The 26670-nt window shown below is 61.4% G+C and carries 3 protein-coding genes, 1 tRNA gene and 1 pseudogene; 2 read left to right on the top strand and 3 right to left on the bottom strand.

The window, feature by feature from the left end:
• Positions 1 to 60 precede the first annotated feature (60 nt).
• Positions 61 to 23769 carry a CLIPPER-2 domain-containing protein gene (locus AC2FLM_RS15670; RefSeq protein WP_496859113.1) on the bottom strand — a complete coding sequence of 7903 codons (23709 nt, stop codon included), beginning with the start codon at positions 23767 to 23769 and terminating at the stop codon, positions 61 to 63.
• A gap of 327 nt (positions 23770 to 24096) precedes the next feature.
• Positions 24097 to 24231: pseudogene (locus AC2FLM_RS15665) on the bottom strand (LEPR-XLL domain-containing protein); the annotation flags it as partial.
• A gap of 180 nt (positions 24232 to 24411) precedes the next feature.
• Between AC2FLM_RS15665 and AC2FLM_RS15660 the strand changes: the two are divergent.
• Positions 24412 to 25194, top strand: a complete 783-nt coding sequence (locus AC2FLM_RS15660) for a SapC family protein (protein ID WP_496859112.1) — start codon at positions 24412 to 24414, stop codon at positions 25192 to 25194.
• 8 nt (positions 25195 to 25202) lie between these two features.
• Positions 25203 to 26018, top strand: coding sequence for an efflux RND transporter periplasmic adaptor subunit (locus AC2FLM_RS15655; RefSeq protein ID WP_496859069.1), 816 nt, complete (start codon positions 25203 to 25205; stop codon positions 26016 to 26018).
• A 443-nt stretch (positions 26019 to 26461) separates the two neighbouring features.
• Here AC2FLM_RS15655 and AC2FLM_RS15650 read toward each other — a convergent pair.
• Positions 26462 to 26538: transfer RNA gene (locus AC2FLM_RS15650), tRNA-Pro, on the bottom strand.
• Positions 26539 to 26670: the final 132 nt, after the last annotated feature.

The raw sequence follows: 26670 nt of genomic DNA, 5'->3' as shown, positions 1-26670 counted from the left end.
ACCCCCCGCATCAAGCGGAGGATCCGATCGCGAGTCAGCTGGAGGAATATACACCGGCGCTTATAATCCGAAGTGCACCGCCCCTCCACTTGGAGGCCGAACGAACGTACTGGTTTCATCGTCATAGACCAGATAGTCGGCGGCATCCGGCGTCGCTGGATCATCCAACAGCCACGGGACGTAGATATCGGACTGCGCAACGATATCCAGATAGCTCTGGCTGCGGCCGTGCTGATCCAGGTCCGCTTCCAGTTCGTTCCAGCCAGCAAACACGTCTTTTTGACTGTTCAGAGTGGTATTGGCCCCGCTGAGGAGCGCCTCGTTTGTCCAGGCGATGACCTGCGGCGCAGAGGCCGGATACCCAACCTGGGCGCTGGTGGCATTCAACAAGGCAGCGACGGCGTGGCGCATTAGAGCATTTTCGCCGCCCCCGTTGAGATCAAGCGCATCGACCAGGGTCACGCCGGCCAGATGGGCGTAGCTGGCAGGAATGTCGAAAACTGTATCCAGCGTCTGTTCGGGGGTGTAGATCAGCGTGCCGTCCGAAGTCGTGGGCCAAGCGGAGGCGCCGTGTTCGGTGGCGTTGTTCTTCCAGAAGCCGGGCGTAAGACCTGCGGCATTTCCTTGATCCATACCATAGTGATGCGCCAGATCCGTGTCCGTGATCGACCGGTCCTCACCCGCAAAGACCGCGGCGGCGTTGGCGTAGTTGCCGGTCGTGGCCGAGGCTTCGAACGCCCCTTCGGAGGTGAACAGCCATGTCTCGCCGACATCCAGCATCCCGTCGTTGTCAGTGTCGCCATCGACATAGATCGCGGCAAAATCGTCGCTGGTATCGTCCGGCGTGCCGGCGTCGTCGATCACGCCGGTGAGCTTGTCCAGAACAACCTCGCCCGCCCCGTCGTTGGTAACAAGGTAGGTCCAAATGAGTGGTGTTCCTTCGACGAACAACGGCCCTGGCGCATCGTTGGCATCTTCGAGATCGGTGGGTGCGTAGACGTTGACGGCATTGACCGCCTTGACCAGTTGCACCCGATCCGCAACGCCGGTGAGTCGCGCATTGTCGGTGGCCGATGCCTGCTGGTTCGAGCCACTCGTCGCAAAGGCGGTGGCAACGTTCTCGTAGTCCCCTTCCGGCGCGATGCCGGTCGCTGAATACAGCCAGGTCTCGCCCGGATCGAGCAGCCCATTGCCATCGTCACCGGAGACATAGATTGGCGCGAAGTCATCGAACGTGTCGGTCGGTGTACCTGCGTCGTCTGTAATAGCCACCACCGTCACGGCCACATCACCCGTATTGGACAGAAGATAGGTCCAGGTCACGTCCTGCCCGGCACGAACCTTGACCGGGATCGTGTCAGCATCCTCCGCCTTGGTCGGGTTCAGCGGATCGACAGCATTCACCGCTTTTTCCAGCGTGATTTCGGGCGTGCCCGGCGGTGGAGAGCCATGATAACGGGCCAGGTCGCTGTCGCTGACCTGCGTGCCGTCGGCATCGGATGCGGTAACAGTCGCTACGTTGACGTAATCGCCCAGCGTGGCGATGCCAACGGCACTGTAAAGCCAGGTTTCGTCGGTATCGAGCAGGCCGTTGTTGTTAGCGTCGCCAGAAACATAGACGGGCGAGAAATCATCGGAAATGTCGTCTGGCGTGCCCGCATCGTCAATCAGCGATGCAATGGCAAGCGCGCCGCCGCCCTCGTTACCGACAAGATAGGTCCAGACGACCGCGTCGCCTGCCGTCAGCTCTGGGCCGCTCGGCGCGTTGGCGTCTTCGGCAGCGGTCGGATTCCACGGGTCGGCCGCGTTGACCGCCTTGACGAGTGTCACCTCCGAGCCACCGGGTATGGTGGTTCCGGTGTGGTGGTTCACGTCCGTGTCTGTCGCGACGCGGCCGTATGTGTCCCTGACCGTCACCGTTACCTCGTTGACGTAGGGGCCATCGGCGGCGACGCCGTCCAGGGACGCCAGCCAGGTCTCGCCGGGATCCAGAATACCGTTGCCGTCGTCGCCGGAGACATAGACCGGTGTGCGGTCATCCGAAGTGTCGTTCGGAGTGCCCGCGTCATCCACGATGCTGTCCAGCGAGACCGAAACGGTGCCGACATTGGTGATCAGATAAGTCCACAATACGGCAGACCCCGTCTCGAGCACCGGACCGGGCCCGGTGTCGGCATCCTCAGCGACGGTGGGGTTGAAGGCATCCAGAGCATTGATCGCCTTTTCGATCGTGACGGACGGCGGCGGGTCGGTGACCACGACGCCCACGTGATGGTTTCCGTCCGAGTCCGTCGGAGTCGCGCCCCGCGCTCCGCGCGCGGTCACGGTGGCGACGTTTGAATAGGTCCCCGCCACAACGGTGTGATCACCAACGCCTTCGGACGTGTACAGCCACACCTCGCCCGGATCGAGACGCCGGTTATCGTTGGCATCGCCCGCGACATAGGTGGGAGTGAATCGGCCGCCATCCGATGCAGTGTCGCTGACCGACACCCGGTGAAGCGACTCGTCCCCGGTGTTCGACACGAGATAGGTCCAGATCACATCGGTCCCGACAGCAAGTTCGACAGCCTCGGCGGCGGTGTCCGCATCCTCGGCATCGGTCGGGAACCACGGATCTGCGGCGTTGATCGCCTTTTCGATCTGGAGCCCCACCTCGATGGTGCCGGGCTCGGCCGGGCCGGACGGGGTGGAACCCGCGGCCGTTTGCAACGGCGCACGAACGGTGTCGTTCTCGGGCCCGCCGGCGCTGTCATAAGCGCCCCGACCATTTCCGGGCTGCGGATCACGCGGGGCACCGTGCTGGTCACCCCATTCGGGATCCCGCGGCGTCACCATGGCGATCAGGTCATAGGCTTCGGCCCGGCTGGTCGCGGCGCCCGTGGCCTCGGCCAGATCCAACAGGAACTCGACGGCGTGCGGCGATGGCAACCGGTTTACGGTGGGCGCACCGAACCGCGAGAACGGGACGATGAAACTGTTGTATTCGCCGGTCCAGTCGAACATCCGATCGGTGCCAGAGTTGGCGATCAGCACATCGCGACCGCCGCCGCCAAAGGCGAAATCAGCCGCACCGCCAGTGGTTTGCGGGGTAACCGCACTGTCCGAAGTGTCGTTCAGGCCGCCGTTTGTACCCAGGTTATCGTCGAGCTGGAGATAATCATCTCCCCACCCGCCAAACATCCGGTCATGGCCCGTGCCGCCAAACACGACGTCGTTGCCGTCGCCGCCAAAGATCGCGTCCTTGCCATCCTCGATCAAGTTGCCGTCGTCATCGAAGGTCCGGAAGTTCAGGAAGTAATTCTCGATGATCGGGCGCGGATCGTACGGGTCATAGAAGGTCTGGTAGCTGCCGGTCGTACGATCATAGAACTCTGACAGGATTCCGCTGTCCGGTTCGTACAGCATCGGCGTATTGGCGATGGGCCGGGTGTCGTTGTGGAAGATCGGCAGCGCCTCGGCGCCCGAAGCTGCATCATCCCCGGCTCCGGCATGGATGAAATCGTCACCCAGACCACCGTAGATGATGTCATTGCCACCCTCTTTGGGCAGGATCGCGTCGACGGTGATCTTCAGGTAACCTTCCAGATCCACCTCTGCGCCGATCCAGGGCCCGGGGATCGAAAGGGTCTGCTGCGCCTCTGCCCCGATGCCGTTCAGCGGCTCGGCCAGACCGTTGCGGCTGACCCGGATCACGCCATCGTCGCCAAGCAGACCGTCTTCGCCTGTCCCGCCAAAGATACGGTCGTCACCGGTGCCGCCGATGATCTGGTCGTCGTGGCCGTTGCCATAGCCCACGTCGTTGCCCGTCATCAGGTAGATGATGTCATCGCCGTCCTCGCCATAGACAAGGTCGCTGGCGCCGAGGCTGCCGACATCGGTGCCCGGCGTGTAGTCCAACTGAACCACGGCACGCGGGATCAGGCGGATGTCGCCGCGCAGGTGCGCTTGCGAGGGATCGGCCGTGTTGTTGCCGATGTCCGGGGTCCTGTCGTAGTTGTAGGCCAGCCAGACGTTGGGAGCATCGAGAAGGTCGAAGATGTTGCCGTTGTCGCCGACGATCACATCTGCATCACGACCATGTTCCGACGGGGCGCCCAGCATGCTGTTTGCATCGGTACCAAGGATGTCGATGGCGATCTGGGTCCCTGCCCCGCCAAAGATAACGTCAGACCCGTCCGGGCGCTGCTCGGGTGTTACGAGCGTATACAACGAAGAACTACCACCGATCAGATCGTCCTGACCCAGGTTGCCAAAGATCAGGTCGTTGCCGCCGCCACCTTCGACATAGTCGTCGCCATCGGTTTCGGCCTCGAACGAGGGCACGTGCACAAGCATTCCGTCCGCGTCGCGTGTGGCCGACACCGGGAGGTCGAGGATCGCACCGTCGCCCTGGACGGAATCATCCCCGAGTTGCGCAAAGATCTTGTCGTGCGAGGCACCACCCGCGATGTCGTCATTGCCGAACTGACCATCGTTGCGCGCCTGATAGGCAACGTCGTGATAGAGCTCGGTAATCTCGAAGGCGGTCCAAGGCGATCCCGCGTGTCGCGGGTCGAAGAACCGCGTTATCGTGTCCACGTTGGCCGAGCCATCGCGGTTGTAGATCGTCGACCCGGTCAGGCGCACGATACGTGCATCCTGGTCCTGGTGCGGTCCCTCCGCGCGCTGTACCAGCGTGACATTGTCGCCAAAGATCAGGTCCTGGTCGGTGCCACCGTCGATCCGGTCGCCGTTCGGCACACCCTGCACCACCCGGTTCGCGCCACCGATCAGGATATCGCGCCCGGCATCGCCAAAGATCAGGTCGTCACCGCCGTTGTCGATCTCTGAGCTAGCGATCTCTACAATGTACTCATAGGCCGTGGTCCGGATCCGCAGCGGCGGTTCGGTCACGTCGATACGACCGTGATCGCCAAAGACGACATCGTCGCCCATGCCTGCAAAGACGGAATCGTCCCCCACGATCATGGCATCGCCCGCCTCGGAGATCAGCGCGCCTGCAACTGGAATGGTCAGAACTGGCCCGGCCAGATCGCGCTTTTCAGCGATTGTCAGCGTATCGTCGTTGTAGACCGTCAAATCGCCAAAGATGTCGACGTTGAAGCCGCTGTCACCCCAGATCTGGTCGAGGCCCTGCTGGCCGAAGATAACATCGTTCCCCCCACCGCCAGCCAGATGGTCGCCGTGGCGGCTGCCCATGATCAGATCATCGTTGGCGCCGCCATAGGCGGTCACCTTGCCAGCATCGCCGCCCGCAGTGACCCGGGCTTGGCGCAGGCCATCCGGCAGGATCGAACCGTCTTCCAGCGTCAGGGTCAGGCCGTCATTCGAAACCTCGGCGATGCGATAGCTGGCGGTCGCGCCATTGGCCAGTTCGACCTCGATCGCGCGCCCCTTGCGGAAGCCCGCATCCAACCAACTCGACGTGGCCGAGATAGTCAGGGCGGTTGCGTCGAAAGTCATCTCTCCGGCCAGTTCGGCGAAGACCAGGATTTGGTCCTTGCCTGCGATCAGGAACGGATCGGCCAGTGGCATGATGAAGCTGGACCGGATGTCGGCCAGCGCCTCGGTGGTGAACGGCGGGAACGGCCGCTCGCCGAAGTTGTGCCCGTCACTATCTTCGCCCGAGCCGGAATAAAACAGGCCATCCTGGGATGTGTCGCCATAGATCACCAGAAGAGATTCAGACCCACCGCCGCCGTCGACCATGATCAGGTCGCCGCCGTTCTCGGTCCGGTTGCCGCCGCCGTGGATCATGGTCAGGCCGCCATGGATCGCAGTCTCGCCGCCCTGTCCCGATGTGGTGGGTTGCAGCGTTCCGTCAATGCGCAGGGCGTCGTCGCCACGGCCCATCATGACGTTAAGGATTTCAATGCTGGACAGTAGCGGATCGGTGCTGAAGTTGCCGCTCGCGTCGACCACCTGGGTACCCCACGAGATACCGCCCGGGACGGTGGTGGGTTCGCCGAAATCGGTTTCCTCGAAGCTGAGTTCGGTGGCCATCCCTAAGCCGGTAAGACCGGTAGAGGTCAAGACGCCCGACTTATCCTCTTGCGAAGCATCGTCGAAGATGTTCAGGACATCGATCTGCGCGTACTCGTCGGGTTGCGGGCCGATGTCGACGGCTTCGCCCGGCGTCTCGCCCGGCAGGATGATCGCAGGGATCAGGGTGCGGTCGGCACCTGTCACACCGCCCTCGACCGACACTGGACCCTGGATGTTGGTCAACCGGTGCACGGACGAGAACGACATCTTGTTCTGCAAGTAGACCGGCAGGGTATAGTCTTCGTTGGCCTCGACGGTGATCCGGACCTCGGTCGCCCAGTTGCTGTCGTCGAACTGGACAGCATCGGCCACGCGGACGATGCGGACATTGTCGGTGCCGGTGGTCAGAGAGGCGGACGGTGTAAGGCGCAGGAACTCGCGCCCCAGAACATCGATCTCCAAAAGCGCGATCTGGTACAGTCCCGCATTCGACCCGCTTCCTATGCGAATTTCGTGCCCCGGCAGGAACCCGTCGGCGTACCAGCTGCCGCCGTCGGTGCGCGTGATGGTGTCGCCATCGACGGTGACGCCGTTCTCGGTGATGGTCTCGTCGCCGAAAATCACCTGTCCGTTGAACAGCATGTCGATGGACACTTCGCCCAGCGAGGCGGTCGCGTCGGACCCGCTGGCAAAACTGGCGCCGGCAAGCGTGATCGTGGTGTCGGTGACAGCGGTGACCGTGTAGTATTCTTCGGTGCCGGTATCATTCGCCGTGCTGCCGGAAATCGCGATGCGGGCGCCCACGTAGACATTGGCATCCACGAAAGAACCCAAGTCGGTACGGGTGATTGTATCACCCGAGAAAGTGACCGGACCGTCGAAGAACTCGGCGACCTCGAAAGTACCGACATCGACGTCCTGGATCAGGCGGCTGCTGTTGTCGGATGTGTCGAAGGCGCTGACGATGGATGCCTGACCGTCGGTCAACAGCGGAATTGTCACCACCTCACCCGCAAGAGGCGCAGAGGTCAGCCGGATGGTGTAATCGTCGTTGGCAAGCGGCGTCACCAAAGTGTCGCCCGCGCTTTCGGTGATGACCACACCGGGGGTGTCGTTGTCCAGAACCTTGACACCCAGTACCTGGGTGGCGGCATTCTCGAACGCGCCGCCGCTCGAGGTTACCGTCGCCTGGATCTGAAGACCACGTGGGTCTTCGGGCGTGCTATCGTCAATGGCGGTCAGCGTGACGTATTTGACGCTATCCCAATCCGAGCTGTCGAACGTGATCGTGGGCGTGTCGAACGCCAGCTGCGCATCCGTACCCGGTGCAAACAATTCGGCCAGCGAGATGGTTACCGTCTCGCCGGGGTCTGGTGCACGGCTGAGCGAGATCCCGACCCGGTCGGTGAACCCTTCGGGGCCTTCGAGAACGCGGGTATCCGTACCCTCATGCGTCAGGATCACATCGGCCTGATCGTTGTCCAGAATCGTGACCTCGACATTGCGCACGGCAAGGCCGTCGTACAGATCAACGGCGTCTTGATCTGCGCCGTTTTCATTGATCGCCTGAACACTATGGCTGATGACGATCTTGCGCTCGCCCTCTTCCAGGCTGTCGTCCGAGGCGGCAATCCAGACGGTCTGCGCGTCGGACCAGTTGGTCGAGTCGAAAACCAGAACGACATCGCGGGTCGGAACCTGTTCGTCGGTTCCGTTGACCGAAACCGTGTCGAAGTAATCGCCCTCGGAGGCGCCGATCAGGACCGAGTCGCCGCCGTCCGGAATGCCATCGCCATCGCGATCCAGCAGGATGCGCGGCGCCTCGGTCGGGTCCCAGGCATCCTCGTCGTCCGACGAGCGGGCTGCGGAAACAGTGATATAAACCCGGGTGCCTACCGCAATTGCCTCGTTGAGCGAGATCTCATAGCGGTCGCCGAAATCACCTTCGCGAACAACGGAATAACCGTCTTCGTCGCCGTTCTCGTCGACCTCGCGAATGCTGACCGGACCGCTGCCGTCACCCGCCACGGTCATCTCGACACCTTCGATGGACAGGCCCTCGTAGCGTCCGTCGCTGAGGACATCATGGTTGATGACGGAACTCTGCCCTTCCAGCCCTGCGCTGCTGATCTGTTCGGTCACGTCGCCGGCGATGTTGATCACATCGCTGCCGAGGTTGCCGATGATGCGCACCGCCACGCCGATGGGGGTGGACAGGACGAAGAAGTCGTCGTCGCCTTCCAGACCATCGACTTCGAGCACCTCGATATTCTCAAAGCTGACGTTCAAGCCGCCGCCAAAGACGCCATCTTCGCGGATCACGAATGCGTCTCCAAACTCTGTACCGAGGACGACAACCTTGTCATAGCCGGCGCCGCCATCAATAGAGACCGGCGCGTTGAGGTTGTAGGTTACCTGGTCTTCGCCGGTGCCAGTGTTGATGATGTTTCGGCCCTCGACGGAGTACCGGTCGAGGATCGGGTCAAAGTTCTCATCGGCCAGCGCAAAGGCGCGTACCACGAAGATATCGTTGCCTGCGTCGCCTTCCAGTCGGATCTCTGCCTTGTTCGAATAGACGGTGAAGGTGTCGCCGCCATCGCCCCCTTTGGCAACCAATGGCTGGGACGGTCCCGCGGAAATATAGCCACGCGTGGTGCGGATAATTACTGCCGGCTCATCGCCAGGGGCCGCATTCAGGTGGAAGGCCGCGCCTTCGGGATTGTCGGCATCCAGGACACCGTGGAACTGGCCTATCTGGAAGCGGTCGGCCCCTGCCCCGGCGTCCAACGTGGTAATCGTGCTGTTGCCATCAACGGCAAACATGTCGTCGCCACCAAGGCCATAGACGGTCAGCCGACCGTTGACGGCGCGGTCATAGTTGACCCGTTGTACGCTGACCGGACGATCGGCGGAAGTCTGCGCCTGGTCGATGGCGTTGTCCAGCGATGTGTCCGTGCCGTTCGGATCGGCATGCAGCAGCGTAACGAAGCCCGGCCGGTCGGTGGTTCGGTTCTCGATTGCCGTGATCTCGCGCAGCAGGAACACGTCGGCGCCGTCCGAACCGGTGATCGCCAACGTGTCGGCGCCATCATCCGGCGCGCCGGTGTCGAGCACATTGATCACATAGTCGCGCTCTTCGCCGTAGGTGCCAGTGGTGTTTATGACATAGACATCGGTGCCTTCGGCCCCGTCAAGGTCAAGCGTGTCGCGATAGCCGTTGTTGCGATAGGTGTCCATCGTCATCAGCGTGTTGACGGTGATCTCATCCTCGTCGCCGGCCGTGCGAATGTAGCCTTGAGTAATCAGCTTCAGCGAATTCACCGTAATGATGTCCACGTCGTCGCCGGATTGCAGCAGGAACTGGTCGCTGTTCTGGTCGCCGCGGGTCTGAATGGTTCCGGTCAGCTCGGCATTGCTTCCATAACCGTCGTCGGCATCGGTGGTCGAACGGGACGAGCCGGTGCGGGTGGTGTCGAGCTGCATCGTTACCGTCTGACCGGCGATGATCAGGCTGTTGGACTCCATCGAAAGGTTATCGCCAACCCAGAGATCCACTGTGTTGAAGGCATCCACACGGGCGTTATCAAAGCTTTGCACCGCGTTCTGAACCACCAGGCGAGTGCCGTTTTCCAGTAGATACAGGTCCTCGGCCGGAGACGACACGTTGCGCGGCAGAATACGTGGTACCTCTGCATGGCTGTAAGGCGAAGCCGGCAGGGTCGGCGTGGCGGGCGTATCGGGCATAGTCAACCGAACGGCGCCGCCTGTGGACAGGGCGTAAAGGAGGTTCAACTCGTTCGCCGTCTCGGTCAGGTAGACGCCAGCGTCGCCATCGGCTGTCACCACACCGGACCAGTCACCCAGAATACCGGAATCGATATCCAAATCGTCCGAGTACAGACCGATGGAGCCGCCATCGGCCAACAGATCGACGTTGCGACCGGTGATGTTGTTGTCTTCGCCGGCACCGGAGTTCGAGTCCAGGATGGACCCAGCTCGGGTCGTCAGCGTGACATCGCCCAGTTCGGAATCCACCGTGTTCACGCGCATGTTGCCGGCGGTCTCGGTGATCCGGATGGTGCGCTGGGCATCTGCGGTCAGGACACCGGTCTGCGACACGTCCAGAACGCTGTCGACCAGATTGATTTCCAGGAAGTCCGCGTCGGTGCCGATGCCGCCGGTAAGGGCGGTCATGGTGATATTGACGCCGCCAACGTCCCAAGGATCAGGGGTGCCGTCGGCCGGATCGGAATCGAGGATTTGGCGCGGTGCCTCCAGCGTCACGTCACCAGCGGACGAGTCGATTCGTCCGACGCGCAGATCGTCGAGGTCGCCGCTCAGAACGGCGTCGATCTCGGTCAGAACGATATCACCATTGGTGGCGGCATCGATGTAATGCGCGCCATCACCATCGGTGTCGCCCTGGCGGATATTGGTGTCCGCGACGATCCGGACAGTGTTGTCGCCTGGCGCGCGCACAGTCGAACCATCGGGATCGGTGCCGTTTACCGTGATCCGGCTGCCTGCCTCGATCAGGTCGAAGTCCCAGGTGGTGGAGGTCAACTCGGTCGCCGTGGCGGAATAGCCCGCACCGGGTCCGAGATCACGGTTCACGGTATCCGGATCATCATAGAAGAACTGGTAGTAGGTGCCATTGTCGCCGGTGTCGCCGGTGAGGGGGTCTCCGGGATCGCCAGTGACGAGAACACCCTGGCTCTGACCATCCTCGTCCTCGCGAACGGCAGAGCGCAGGGCAAGTGTCGCCTCGGTCGCCGCCGCCACGATGCCAACCGCCACGGTGGCTGTGGTCTGTGTGGTGTCGCCGGTACGGAGGCGCAGGCCAAGATCCATCCAGATGCTGTCGCCCGAAGCCGCATAAAGAGCTTCGTTCTCACTGGCGAGGCGGGTCAGATCCACCTTGATCGCCGAACTATCGAGTCCGATGTCGCCCGTGGTCGCCTCGATCCCGTGGAACAGCGAGACGATACGGGTCGCGGTCCCGGCGGAAATCGAAGAGGCGCGGGTCAGTGTCAGCGTATCGCCGTTCACGTCGGCCACCTGATGGACCTCGTCACCGACGCGGATCAGGCCACGTTCCCCGATCCCCATGTCGGCCCAGTTCCCGCCATCGGTCCGCACCAGTTCCACAGCGCCCGAGGCCCCGGTTTGGGCGGTGACTTCCAGTTCGTCCACCGCGTGGGACATGAACTCTGTATCGCGGAAGCTGCGCGCCAGGCCGGCATCGCCCATCGTATTGGTACGGATGACCGCACCCCCGGTCAGGATGTCGCCACCCGTGTTCAGGATGCGGGTCTCGCCCAACGGGTTCTCAAGCGAGGCGCCGTTGACGTTGCTTCCGGCGAGAACGATGTTCCCTGCCCCGAGATTGCGGATGTCGATCAGGGCGTTGCCATAGCTTTCCTTGATCGAGAACTGCATGGCGCTTTCGAGAAGATCCAGGTCGACCAGCAGCACGCGGGCCTGGCCGGCCTCGGCGATCATGTCGATCCGGTTCACCACCAGATCGTAATCGGACAGGTTGGTCAGCCGCACTTCGCCAAACCCGCGCAACACCCGCAGTTCGGCCCAGTGTTTGCCATCGAAATTTCCGTTTTCCTGGCTGATGCTGCCAAACGGCGCATTGAAGACAACCGACCCAAGGTTCGCGGCAATGATGTCATCAACGACGATCTGGTCGCTACCGTTGAAGTCGTTGAACGCATCCGAGCCGACCTCGGGCAATACGAATGCACCGCTGTCGTTCATCAGTCTGACGTTATAGGCACGGACCACGTCACCGCTGGCGTCAACCACCAGTTCCGGTGACGGACCCGCGCTGATTTCGATATCGGAATCCCATTCGATCAAGTTGCCGGTAACGCTCACGTAGACTGCAAGGTCATTGTAACCCGGATAGGTGTTCAACGCGCTTGGCGGGACGTTGTTGACATGGACATTCTCACCGCCGATCAGACGCGGCGCAGCAAAAATGGTCGCACCAGCATCGCCATCGATAACGGTACGCGTGCTTGCAGAACCAAAAGTTTCCCCGGTCCCAGCGCCAATCCCCCAGAACACCGCCCGATAGTCGCTCTCGTAGCTATAGCTCGCCCGATTGACTTCAAAATCGACACCACGACGCCCCTGAATCAGGGTTCCATCGGTCAATTGGTCCTTGCCGACAGCCAGGCTACCTTCGATCAACACCGCGGAATCATAGTCGAAGTTACTGTCAGACTCGGCACGTGTGCCGCCGAACAGGCCCCCGGCCTCGGCCCGAGCATAACTATCCATGGTCAGATCGCCGGACAGCGAACTGGAGGTCGGGCTGTCGAAGATACCCATGTTGGCACTGACATCAACGGTTTCGGCATCGATCGAGGCGCCATCACCAATGACCGAATTCGAACGGGCCGTCAGATCATTCTCTACATAGGCACCAGCGCCAGCGATCAGCCCGCCACCGTCTGCGATGACTTCGGCCGTATGGTTGAAATCAAGTTGCGAGTACTGGCGGAAATTGCCTGCCGCCTCGATCGTGACATCCTGCGCCTGCACTTCGGTCAGTTCTGTGATGGCACTGTCGCTGCTCAGGATCGTGGCTGACGTCCCACCCGTTGTGACCCCTGTGATGCTGGCCAAACTGCCCACTGCGGTGGTCGAATAGCTGTTGGCGATCTGATCGCCATCCGAATCCTGAACGCTGAGAAGACCACCGGCGATGTTGCTGACCACAAGGTCGAGGTTGGTGTCAGTCAGCGAGTAGAGGGTCACATCGCCGCTTGCGCGGACGAGGTCAGCATTGATGTAGGCCTGCGCCATCACATCCGCACCGGAATCGGCCGTAGGGAACGTGAACGCGCCGAAGCCACCGCCGCCGCCGCGCGCCTCGGCCTTGGTCTGACCGTCGAACGAGACGAAAACGGCCTCGCGGATGTCGCGTCCCTCGGTCGTTTCCAGGCCCATGCCAGTGGCATCCGTCGGATCACTCGGAAGCGCATCCAGATTGACGCGGAATTCGTGCCGACCTTCGACGGGCGCGCCCAGGTTCACCTCGACCCGTTCCAGCCGGTTGGCGTTGGACAGGGTCTGAGCAACCACAGTGCCGTCAGCCAGAGTGACGTTCACGGTACCCGCAAAGGACATCGTATTGCCCGACGCGTCGCGCAGGACAAAACCGTCGGCCAATGCGCCGCCATTGCTGGCCACAGTGTAGGTCGTCCCTTCGTCCAGCCCGATGATCGGCAGGTCAGTAGCCTTGGTCAGCGACTGCACCGCGTCGTTGCTGGCCGAGCGGGTCAGCGCGATCGGAGTGATCGCGATGTTGTTCGAAGAGTCGTTGGGATCTGTGTAACCTACGGATTCATAATATGTTTCTGCCAACTGAATACGATAGGTGTCAACCACTATGACATAGTATCCACGGCCAGAGATCAGCCCGCCGACGGGCGTTCCGCCATCCTCGACCTCGTACACGACCAAATCGCCGTTAGCAAAACCATGCCCCTCGTACACATCGTCGCGATTGACGTCGGTGCCCAGGTAGATCGTGTTGTTGTCCGTGGTGAGAAGCTCACCGCCGCTGTTCGTGTCAGGTGTTTCGCCGCTGCCCTGAAGGTCGACGAACGAAGCCTCGAAGCTCTTGGTCGACCCGGTGTTCGAGTAGGTCACCAGATCATTTGCCGCAAAGGGCATAGTGGCCGGGTCGATGACGCCGGACGAGATGTTTCCACCCGAAAACGTCAGCCGGTCGGTGCTGGCGTTGAAATCCGAGGTGGCCAGACGGATGGTAAACTCATCCACCACGCGCACCTGGTAGGTCGCGTCGGCAATCAACCCGCTGATCGGCGCGCCGCTGGGTTTATAGACGATCTCCATGTCGTCCACGAAATTATGCGCATAGGCAAAACGAATGGTGTCGCTGAGCGCATCCACCTGCGCCGCACCCTCGGGCGCCGCCTGGTAAATCAGGTGAGTTCCGGTCGACGCGGTAAGGTCAACTGGCGTGCCAGTGCCGTTTTCAGCGTCGGATTGGTCTGAGTAAAGCTCGATTGCGTTCAGGTTCGCATCAACCACGCGGACATAATACAACTGTCCGACGGGCGCCACGGCGCCTGCGCTGCCCGGATCGTAACCGACAAGTTGCCCGGTATAGAGATCGGACGAAGCCCCAAGGTAGATGCGGTCCGCGGTGGCATCAACGCCCACCGGCGCGTCGACATCGAGAAGGCCGTTCTGCGACGAGGTGTCGAGGGCTTGTGCCTCGGTCCCGTATAGCTCGATCACAAAGTCGTTGATCGCGCGTATATAGGCCGTGCCGCCAGTGGCCGCATCACTGGAAACGGTATCCCCGGTCGCAAGCCCATGCGGTGAGGTAAAGGTGATCTGATCGGATCCTGTGTCGATCGCGGAAATCGCTGCCGTGACGCCGATCACAGGCAGGTCGGCCGCAGTCGCCAGGAAACTTTCCGAGGAATCGACGGTCAGCGCCGCGCCGAAGCGGAAATTGTCGGTTGGGTCGGGCGAGTTTCCGGCGATCTCCATCACCGTATAGGTGCCATTTGCCGACCCCGCACCGGTCAGGGCGATGGCATCGCCTTCCTGCAAACCGTGGCGTTCGAAATTGATCGTATCGTCGCTGCCATCCATCGTCAGCGCGTCGGACGGCGGGCTGGAATCCCCATCATCGACGACAGCACCTACTGTAACATCGTCGGCGATGACCACGCCGTTTTCGCCCAGGAAGGCCTCGACGTCGTTCTTCGCATAGGCATCCGATACGGAGGCCCCGACAAGGATCACACCACCACCATAGGCGCTGGCCTTGCCCTTGGCTTCGCCGACTATGTTCGACGCGGTGACGTTCACATCGCCGGTCAGGTCCAGCGAGGCACCATCGCCTGTATAGGCGGCAGTTTGAGTGTATGTGTAGGCGCTGGTTTGCGCGCCACCCCCGGCCAACAAGGCGCCGGTACCGACCAGCACGTCAGAGAAAGTACCTGCCTGGCTGGTAGCCTCGACTGTGACATTGCGACCGGTCACATCGACGTTGTCGCCAAGCCAGGCGAACGAGCTGGCGCTCAGGTCGGAATCGGACAACAGGACCGAAATGGCCAGCCCGCCGCCTGATCCCACATCGCCGTCGACAGACGCATAATCGTACGAAGTGACGCTTCTTACCGTCAGGTCGCCGGTCAGATCGATCGCTGCCCCGTCGCCGACCCAAGCCTGGGAGGTTGCGTAGGTCGAGTTGTCAGCAGACCCAACATAGGCAGTCCCTGTGCTGCCCGCGCCGCCAGCGATGCTCACGGCCACGACAAGAAGATCAACCGAAGCCTTCCTTTGCTCGGCATCGGCCGTGACCGTCAGGTTGTCGGCCCCGATATCCGTACCCGCGCCGACGTAGGCTTCCAATGTCGTGGTGACGTAGGCAGTGGGAATAAGAGCGGCGATGGCAATGGCGCCACCCGATCCACCATGGGTATAGGCATAACTGTCGCTGTCTTCGATCGCGGTGATGGTGACGTCACCGCCATTGATCATCGTGGTGGCGGCCGCGTTGCTTCCAGGAGTCGTGCCATCCCCGGGGCCGAAGCTGGCAGAGGTCTCTCCCATGATGGCGCTGTCGGCCGAACCGCCGCTGCCAGTGATCGCAGCGACACCCGCAGCAAGCACTTCACTGTCGGCATCGCGGAAAGCGTCGGCGGTGACGGTCAAGTCGCCGCCGTTGATCTGGGTGCTTTGACCGACGTTGGCGATGACGTCGGTGTCTATGGTCGTGCTGGCCAGCAGCGCTGTGATCGACAAGCCGCCGCCCGAACCGCCGTCCGACAGGGACTCGGCGATGGCCTCGGACTCGGCCCGCACAGTGGTACCGCCGGCCCCGATTGTCAGAGCGGTGGGGACAGTCGACGACGCCCGGTCGCGGTCGGACCCGACGGTAGCGCGCGTGGTGCCGGAGATCGATGCCACGGCGTTCGATCCGGCACCAGCCAGCAAGCCCACAGCAGCACCCGTGATCTCGACATAGGCGTCCAGATAGCTGTCGGCATCCACAATCAGAGCACGGGCGTTGACAATCGCGCCTTCGTCCACGACGGCCAGGATGTCACCGGAAATGTCGGCCCCTGATAGCGAGGCACTGATCGCGCCGCCGCCGACCGTGACAGCGGTCGCATCGACGTTGGCATAATGCGTGGCGTCGGCCTCGACCTCGACTTCACCAGAGCCTTCCTCGGTGCCGGTCGCGGTGACCGTCTGGCGCGCACTGGCCTCTGGTATACCGATCAGTGCTTCGACGCTGCGGCTGACCATCACGTTGCCACTGGCGCCCTCTTCTGCATCCGGAGCAGCACCGATACCGGCACCTGTGAGCAGGCCGACACCCACCGAAATCAGCTCGCCGTCCGCAGTGGCGGTACTTTCCGAGTTGACCCGAACGTTGCGGCCAGTGACGGTGGACGTACCCGTGATCGCACCCCGCACAAGGCCGGTGACTTCGGCACTGGCGAGCATGACGGAGATCGACACGGCACCGAAAGCGCCGCCCTGGGCAGTGGCATAGGCCAGCGAATGGATCTGTGCGTCGACCACAACATCGCCGTCGGTCGCGGTGACAGTGGATCCGTCGATAACAGCGGTCACATTGCTGTTCACCAACGCCTCGGCGGATACACCTGCACCGGAAATCGACAGCGGGACCACAGCAATGGATGCCGCGGTGCCCGTGGACTTCAGCACGTTCTGCGACGCGTAGGCATCGACTGTGACGTTGTCAGCAGCGGTGACAGTGCTGGCTGCGACAATCTCGGCTGTGACATCGCGATCAATCTTGTTCTCGATTGCAACACCGGCCCCGGCAAGACCCGCCATGCTGATCGAAACGGTGACGCCCACGGCTTCGCTGTCGAGCGAGGTGGAATCCGATGCATCCACCGTCACATCACCGGTGGCGCTGATGGTGCTTCCATCGATCGATGCGGTGACAGAACCCAGCGCGTGGTTCTGCACAATCACCACGGCGGCGTTCAAAGTGATCGAGATCAACGAGATGGCGCCAGAAATGGACACGGCGACGGTGGTGTCGTCGAAAGTGACGTTGGAGTCCGCCTGAACACGGACATCCCCGGAAAGATTGTCGATGCTTGCGGTATCTTCGTCGATGCCGGTCGCCGAAACGGTTGAATTGGTGATGTTCGCATCCAGCGTCGAACTGAGCGTGTTGTAGACCCCCGCCCCGGCGCCCGACACGGACACGGACACACCGTCCTTCAGATTCAGTGCGACGCTGAACGCTATCGAAGCAGCGACCCCAATGCCATCCATGCTGGAGGTGTCTTCTGCATAGACGTCGACTGCGCCGCCGGAGACACGCGGCGTGCCAGAGTTGTCGGTGGAATCGACGATCTCGGCCGTGATCGTGTTGCCGATCGTATTGGCGACATAACCGCCCGCGCCGCTGATCGCGATGGCGGTTTGTTGGCCGATTGAAATCGAGGCCGCAGCGCCGACCGAAATCGACTCGATGGACGAGGTGGTCCTGGCGTGCACGCTGATCGTCTCGGTCGCCTGAACCGTGGAATCCGAGATCCGCGCGGTCACCACATTGTCGATATCGTTGACCGACACGAAGGCGGCCAGCGCGATCGAGATCGCCGGATCGCCGAAGGACAGGCTGATCGCGCCGCCGTCGGCGCTGGCAAAGATGTTGGCCTGGTCATAGGCCAGAACATCGACCTTGCCGACCTTGTCGCCGTCGTTCACCCCTGCAACGGTGCTGTCTGCGATGATCTCGGCAGTGATCGTGTTGTCGATGTCATTGAAGGCGAAACCGCCTGCAAGGCTCGCCGAGATCGAGGCGTCGCCAGGGCTGATGGCGACCGCACCCGCCACGCCGATGGCGATGGCGTTGATCGTTGCATCCTCGGTCGCGACATAGTCAAACTCGGCAATGCCGGCGAGCTGATCCTGCGCGTTCTGCGATGAGGTCGGTACCGTGCTGGCGCTGACTGTCACGTCGCCGCTGGTCAGGATGTCCGACCCCGAGACCCGGGCCAGGATGCCATTCTCTATCTCATTGACCGAAACCGAAGCGGCGATGCTCGCCGCAACCGCTGTTCCGCCACTGGCCACGGCCAGGGTAAAGGACCCGGCCAATGCGAAAGTGTCGATGGTCGAGCCATCCTGCGCCAGAACTGTCGCGTTGCCGCCAACGTTGCTGGTGAAGGAGGAATTCGTCAAGGATGCCTCGGTGTCGTAGCCAATCCGGCTGATCGCAACGCTGCCCGCGCCAGAGAAACCGATGGAGGTACTGTCGGTGAGGCCGATATCGGCGGACACCGACACGCCCAGCACGAATGTATCGATATCGGCGCCGGAAATCGCGCCAATCGACAGGTCACCTTCATCCGTCACAATTGTGGAATCGTTGATCGTCGCACCGATTGCGGGGGTGGTGACGTTCTCTAGCCCTTCAATATCGTTGACCGCCACGGCAATGCCGAGCGAGACCGATGCGGTTGAACTGAGACCCAGTGCAATCCCGACGCCGCCCGCGTCGGCCTTGATCTTCGAGTCATCTCCCAAACCGCCCTCGATGCGGATGCCCTTATCACCGCCAGTGATCGTGGCGCCGTCCACATCTGCCAGCGCACGGATGCGCAGCCGGTTGCCCGACCCGGTCCCGGCCAGGGCAAGCGCGGCATCCCCCTGCGAGGCGGTACCCGCCCCGGCGATTGTCAGCGCGGTGATCTTGGGCGTCAGGTCGGCCTGGATGACGACGTCGTCGTCACCGTCGTTGGACACGGTACCCGCGGTAATCTCCGCTCCTTCCACTACTGCCATAGTGTCCGAGCTGAGGTTGTTGATCGCAAGCGAGAGGCCCAGCCCACCCGCAAATCCACCGCCGCTACTCCCTGCAAGAGCCAAAGCCAGGCCAAAGCCGCCGGCATCGGCGTCGATCTCGGCATGTTCTTTGGCAATGATGGACACGGCGCCTTTGGTCGCCTTCAGTTTGGTTTCGTCATTGTCCTCGGTCACCTCGGCATAAACGACCGTATGCAGGTTGTTGACAGATACCGACCCGACGCCGCTGAATGCATAGGAACTACCGCCAGAGCTGTTCGAGATCGCCAGCGCGACGCCGTAGGTGTAGTTCTCAATCTCGGAGAGATCGTCGGCCTTAACGGTGATGTCTCCGTCCATTACCTCGATATCAGAGTCGTGTACGCGGGCGATAACCTCGAACGGATCATCTTCAGTGCCGATTTCGTTGACGCTAATCGCGATTCCGACCGCGGCGGAGGTGCTGCTGCCGCTGACCCCACCAGAATACGAGAACGCCAGCGCGCCGGAAATCGACAGGATGTCGGGTGCGGCTGTGGCCAGAACCTGGGTGGAGCCCTTGTAGACCGTGGCGTCGGAATCCGACATGTATGACCGCACCTTGCCCGACAGCAGGTTAACGCCGACGGAAATGGCGACGCCAGCCGAAATGGTACTGTTACTCTGCGAGGTGGTAACAGCGCCTCCCAGGCTGCCGGCGAGCGAGAAAATGTCGCCCACCCGATAGGCGTCGACGATCATGCCTCCATCGCCGGTCGCTTCGACGCTGTCATCGTTAGGATCCGGATCCTGGGCGATTGAAAAATCGGTGCCGAGCACCAGTGCCTCGGTGTTGCCGTCCAGAGTGTTGGCACTGACAGCGCCTGCGACGCCGACGCCAGTCTGCGTGCCGGAATTTCCGGTCTGCCCGCGTGAAACGGCAATAGCGAAGGAACCAGAAACCGAAACCACCTGCGTTTCGTTGTTAGACGTGACCTCCAGAGAGCCGGCATTCACCATCCCCGCATCGGTGATCGCGGCGCGGGTGGTGTCGTCGACGAAGTTCAACGCGACAGAGCCAGAAACCCCCACCCCGGTGGTGACAGGGTTCTCCACCGGCGTATCGCCGAACAAAATGCCCAGAGACACGCCGTCGAGCGGATCGTCAGATCGGTCGGGATGCTGTTCATTGGACTGGATGGCGCCCGCAATCGAAAAGCCCCAGATCGCGCCGTCGTTGATAGCCCGGACCGACAACTGGCCGTCAAGGTCGAGGTAATTGGCGCTAGCCGCAGTATAGGATGCCTCGGCATCCGGTTCCTCGGGGCCGATCACGGCGCGGGTGTTGCGGGTCACGTCGTTGACCGCGACCGAGACGCCGACGCCGATGGATTCCCCCAGGAAAAGGCCACCGGTGATGCCGATATGGGTGTCCAGCGAACCGGCATACAAACGCGCATCTTCGCCCGTCACATGGGCTCGGTTGCCCAACTGGACCAGCGTGTCGCTGTCCTGCTTGATGACCGAGATGGTGCCGCCAACCGCAAATCCCGAATCCGAGGCTGCGCCGGACTGGGCAAAGCCAAGGTTGAAGAGCGCCTCTTCGGCCTTCATGTTGAAACCGCCCGAGCGACCGGTGAAGATCCGTGCGTTATCCTCGACGATTGCTTGAGTGGTGTTGTCCACCAGCTTGACGTAGAGCGTGGCGCCAATACCGGCCTTGCCACCACTATTGCCAGCGACGCTGGGCGAATTCGTGTCGAACGGCGTCCCACCATCGAACGAAGCGCCGCCGCTGGATACATACAGATCGTTCAGCCCGAGCGAGCCGAGCGACCAGCCGAAGATCCCGGCCATATCGATCTGCTGCATATAGGACGTTGCCTCGACCGAGACGACCTCCTGACCGAAGTAGGGATCGGTTTCGTCTGCGTTGAACGAGGCGTCCTGGTTGATCAGCGCGCCGTCCTTAACAGTGGCAATCGCCGACGTATCCTGAACCTGGAAGTTGATCGAACCGGCAACAGAAACATTGTCACCCTTCGAGGTCGAGGACGACCACGTGTTCAGGAAACTCGACAAACCGAAGGTGTCATCGACATATTGGGTGATGGCGCCGTAGCCCTCGGTCTTGAACAGGTCGACCACCTCTCCGGCCGTGGTCGGCAGGAACTGATCGAGCGTCTGGGCAAAGGGATAGGTCACACCGGCAATCACGCGGGTGGCCCGTTTGGCGTTCATCTCGGCGCCGCTGTGAATCGTCGACTGGGCGTCGTTGTCGGTGATCGTCAGAATGACCGCGGCGCTCACGGTGTTCGGGGCGCTCTGCTCTCCTGTCGAGTTTTGTTCCTGCGGCTCGGTACTCGATGACGCAAAGCCTTTGTTCAGGTGTTCGATCTCGGCCTTGACCTCCAGATCTTCACCCGAGGTTATCCGCGCCGTCGGATGCACATTGGCCGACACATCGTGATCGTTATAGGCGAAGGCGAGTGCGACCGCCGCGCTCAGACTGTTGGGGCTGGCGCCGGCGCTGTTCATGGCCGAGTTGGAGGAAGACTCGGTCGAGATGCGCCCCATCAGGTTCGAAAAGATGTTGCCCAGCAACGAGTCGCTGAGATTGTAGCCATCGGGGGAATTCGACCCGTTGGAGGACGCCGAACTGAGGCCTGCGCCGGCCTCTGTCGTGGTCTCGACCTCCAGGTTGGCGCCGATACCGACGCCGGTGGCAAAGCCCGGGTCCAGAATATGCGCGGCCCGAAGCGTGAAATCGTCGCCGGTCACGTTTCCAAGCTCGATCGCGACGCCCGCGTAAGCCTCGTTCTCGGTCTCGGCAAGCTGGATGGTCTGGCCGTCGGCGCCGACAAAAGAGCGGGCGCCACCGTCCAGGTTGAACTGGTTGGTGCCGGTGATGACATAGTAGGTATTGCCGCTGACCAGCCCCTCGATTTCAGAGCCCGCTGCCGCCTCGTAGATCACCGCCTGTCCCAGCGGGTAAGTCTGGTCGACAGTCGTGAAATCGGTTCCGGTCCCGGTAAAGGCGCCGTTCGGCAGACTGATCTCACCCGTCTCGGAATTGACGTCGGCGCCAGTGAACGACTTGTTGTTGGTCGCCGGGTATAGCGGGCTGCTGGCCGTGCCGTTGAACTCGACCAGGTCGATGGCGTCGCCACGAAAGACGCTGTCCTCGAACTTGGCAAGCTGAATGTAGTTGGGATCGGCCGCATCCTTGAGCACGTAATAGGTGGCGCCATCAATCAGGCCGCCGATGTTCTGCCCGCGGCTGGAGGTGTAGACGACCGTATCCTCGGTCGCCAGCGCGTTCGGACCGACAAAGATCTTGTCATTTTCCAGATCGACATAGCCGCGCTCGCCCGGTGCTGCGAGCGGATCGAACTCCAGCTTGACCACCGCGCCCGGTTCGTTACGGCTGATGACCGTGCCATAGATGTTTGTGTGAACATCGGCATTCGACAATTCGATCGACAGTGCCGCCCCGGCCGCACCGGAAGAGAACAGCCCCGATGAGGCCGAGGCCTGGGAATCGACCTCTCCGCCGGCCAGCAGATTGGCCGTCAGACCCGCCTCGATCCTCGCACCATCGGCTACCGTCAGCGTCGAAGACAGCGTCGACCGCGCCACCGCCAGCGACAGCGAGACCTGACTGCTGGAAGACGTCGGAACGGTGCCAAGGCTTGTATTCGTCTCGACCGACATGTTGGCGGTCGAAGAGGCGTCGGAGGTGACGACGACGAAGCCGTCGGAATAGATGTTGGCGTCGCCGATATCGACCTCGGCATTGGCCGTTGAATCCGCCCAGCCGAGGCTGGCAATCGCGAAGCCCGCCGAGCCGGAGGCGTTGGTGACCGAGTTGGCATAGATGCCCACCCCGGAATGGCCGACAATATTGGCGCCGTCAGCAACAGTTACCTTGGCATCGGTCTTTTTGACGAGAACCTGAAACGGCAGGCCCAGAACCGAAGTGACCTGATCCAGCAGCGGGCCGACCAGATTAGTGTCCAACTCTTGCGAGATTTCCAGCTGTTCGGCATAGCCGCGTTCCTCGGCCTGGGCGATCAGGTAGACGCCGCCCGCCTCGATGCTGGCATTCTCTCCGATATCGACGGAAGCGTATTTGGGGATACCCGGAAAGATCGGCGACAGGTTTTCCAGCTCGGCCGTGCCCAGACGGCGGCTGCGGAATTCGATAAAGCCATCTTCGGAGGTATCACCGGTGATCGAGACGTTGTCGTTCACCGTGATCGTCTCGGCAATGACCTGCATCGACCCGCTGCTGCCAAGGTCGATGCTGCCCGAGAAGGTCACGTCATCTTCGCCGCTGTCGCCCAGAAAGGTCTCTGCCCCCTCGTATTCGCCGTAGATGTACAGCGATGCGTCCCAGTTGGCCGAAAGACTCTCGACTGTCAGTGTATCGGACCCGGATTTCAGGTTGATGGTCAGCGAATTGGTCGGGTTGACGAAGGTGATATTCTCGAATGTCGGGATGAGACCACCGGTTGTGCCGATGTACATAGTGCCCGCATTGAAGGCGTTCAGCACTGCATCATCGTCAAAGTCCGTCAGGTCGATCACCAGATCGTCCGAGGCGGAATTCTGTGTGATCGGTTCCAGCCCCTGATAGACCAGCGCGGTGCCGTCCAGCAGGATCTGACCATCGTTGGCCGTCGCGGCCTGATAGGACACGCTGGAATAGCTGCCATCCAGAACGAGGCTGTCGAAGTCGCCATCACCGCCATCGATGGTGATGCCTTTGCGCATCTCGCTGGCCGCGAGATAGAATGTGTCGTCGCCCTGGGTGCCCGATAGCACCTCGATGCCGCTGAACGCGATATCGAACGTCGCAACTTCTACGTCATCGCCGTTGCGCAGCGTGACCGACGCGACACCCGCAGCGCCCTCTTCGGTGACATCGTCGATGTGCCAGTCGGTATAGGTGCGCAATCCGTTCTCCAGATCGCCCCCGACGACTCGCAAAGTGTCGGCACCTTCTCCGCCCTCGACTTCAAAGAGCGGTAAATTCGATGATTGTTTCGATATTTCGAACAATGAAAGGGCGTCTATCTCGATCCGGTCGTCTTTTTCCGTCGAAATAACACGGATCTGAGAGGTGAGCGGGACCGCATCAGCCCCGCCAAACGCCTGCGCGATTTGCGCGCCGCTGGAATTCAAAGCCCGCAGGGCGGCCCCTGATTCTGACTGGAAACCTTCGAGTCGCAGGGCGGCCGTATCAGCCTGCATCGCGTCTGCCATCGAGACCGCGAAATCAGCTGCCAGCAAGAGTCTTGGCTCAAGCTGCTCCACATGAACTTTGCGCCCGCTAGTTCCTGATTTCCGGGCAAATAGTGACCGACTGTCGCGTCGCGAACCAGGTATCTTCAAGCCCCGAACAAATGGGAAAGACATGGACAAATCCCCTCTGGCAGCGACACATTTTTTCGCAAGAATAGGGTGACGCAGTGTGCAGCAGCGTGTTTAGCAATACTAAAAAGCTTAGACATAACCGGCCCATTTGGCTACAATTTCTTTCGGGGCCCCGATAGTTTCGGAAGGAAAAACAATGACATTCGAGAGGAATGATTGACCATGCCCGTGCAGCAACTTTTCTATAAGACGGCCGTTCCGGTCAGCGCCAAACGGCATGGTGATCTTTCAATCATCAGCGGAAAGACTTATGCCTTCGCGCGCCACTCCAACTCCATCCCGCTCACCGCGCTTGAATTCGGCCCGGCTGCAGGCACTCATCCGATCGTATTTGCGGGGACAGGCGACGAAGTGGTTCCCGCCATTATCGTCGGCACCCGTGACGACGAGAACCTAGCGGTAGACGCCGACGGTAACTGGCACGGCACCTACATTCCCGCCTTCGCGCGGCGCTATCCGTTCATCTTCTCACTCGACAAGGACAAGAACCAGTTCACCCTGCTGGTCGACGAAGAGTTCGAGGGCGCGAACCGCGACGGTCGCGGCGAGCGCCTGTTCGACACGGACGGCGAACAGACCGGCTATCTCAAATCGGTATTGAAATTCCTTCAGGACTATCAGGCCGGGTTTGCCCGTACACAGGCCTTCTGCAAGCGCCTTAAGGAGTTGGATCTTCTGGTGCCGATGCAGGCGGAGTTTTCGCTGGGCGCAGGTCAAAAGCGGACTCTGGGCGGCTTTCAGGTCGTTGATCGGGAAAAGTTGAAGGCACTGTCAGGCGACACGCTGGCCGATCTGTGCCGCAAGGACGAACTGGAATGCATCTATTTGCACCTGTCGTCGTTGCGCCATTTCCGCGAGATGCTGGAGCGCGCCAACACCGAAACCAAAGAGGCAGAGACCGGGGCCGACACCGAAGACGCAGCCGAACCGATGGCAGAGACCTGACGCCTGCCATGCGCACAGCAATCTACTTCGCAGCGGCTTTGGCCGCTGCACCTTGTAGCGCTGAGGTCTATGACTGCGTGATCGACCCGTCCGAGACCGTCGATGTCGCCGGCGCCTCTGGCGGCGTCGTCGCGCAGGTACACGTCGAACCTGGCGAACAGGTTGAGAGGGGACAACTCCTAGCCAAATTGGACTCGACCATCCAGCGTGCCACGGTCGAGATGCTGCGCCTGCGTGCCGACGACACGTCGGAGATAGAGGCGCAGAAGACTCAGCTTACCTTCCTGGAGGCGCGCCTGAAGCGGACGCAGGAGCTTTCGACACGCGGCGTCGTCAGCCGCGAGGTTCTGGAGGAAATCCAGACAGCCGTAGAAGCCGCCCGGTCGGTCCTTGTCCGCGTGGAACTCGCCCGCCGCGTGGCGATGGAAGAATTGAAGCGCGCAGAGGCGGTGCTGTCTCTACTTGAAATCCGCAGCCCGATCGAAGGGATCCTGCTGGAGCGGTACTTCGACGACGGCGAATACCTGCCCCAGGAAGGCCGCTTTGCAACGATCGTCCGACTGGACCCGCTGGATGTGATCACCTTCTTGCCAGTCACGGAATACGGCACGATCCAGGAAGGTGACATGGCGCAGGTCCGCCCGGCCCCGCCCATAGACGGGGTCTATCAGGCAGAAATTCTGCGGATCGACCGGGTCTTCGACGTCGCCAGCGGTACATTCGGCCTTCATCTTCGGCTGGACAATCCGGACCTTTCCATTCCGGCCGGACATCGTTGCAAGGTTACCTTCGGTAGCGAGGTAGATGCACCCCCGCAGGACTGAGACATCTCGCTCGGGCAATACGAACGGCTTCCTGGCTATCATCGATACTTCGCCCCTGCCGCGGATCCTCGTCGTTCCGCGCGGATAGCGTAAATCCGACGCACAGCATTACAGCCGGTCAGATGATCTCGCGGCCTGCGAGGATGAGGACCTATGAAGCGCGGCTTGTCGTGGTGCTCATGAAAGGGATCGCGGCACCTGTCAAAGCAAAAATTGCAGCTTCGGGAACACCGTGTCGGTTTGAGATTGTGCCGTTTCCGGGCAATGGCCGGCAGGCCAAGTTCCGTTCAGCGATGACAGCGAACATGCCGAAGCTGCTGAACCGGTAGTCGAGAGGGTCAGATTCGACCCGAAATGACCCGGATTTACCCACGCCGTGCTTACTATTTGCTTACCGTAGTAGTAAGCACAATTGTTGAGGGCTTGTAAGTAATTGAAAATACTGGTCGGAGTGAGAGGATTCGAACCTCCGGCCCCTGCCTCCCGAAGACAGTGCTCTACCAGGCTGAGCTACACTCCGACCGTGGCGGGTGATCTATACCCGCCCCGGACGACATGCAAGAGGGATTCCGCCGCAGCAGTTTGAAAAACATCGACTTGTCCCGGCGCCGATCATTGGCAAGACTGCGGGTCCGGAGAGGGTCCGGCGAGC

The organism is Ruegeria sp. SAZD011 (assembly GCF_059612545.1).
Note: the sequence above shows the minus strand (reverse complement) of the source record. Positions and strands in the feature narration are given on the sequence as shown.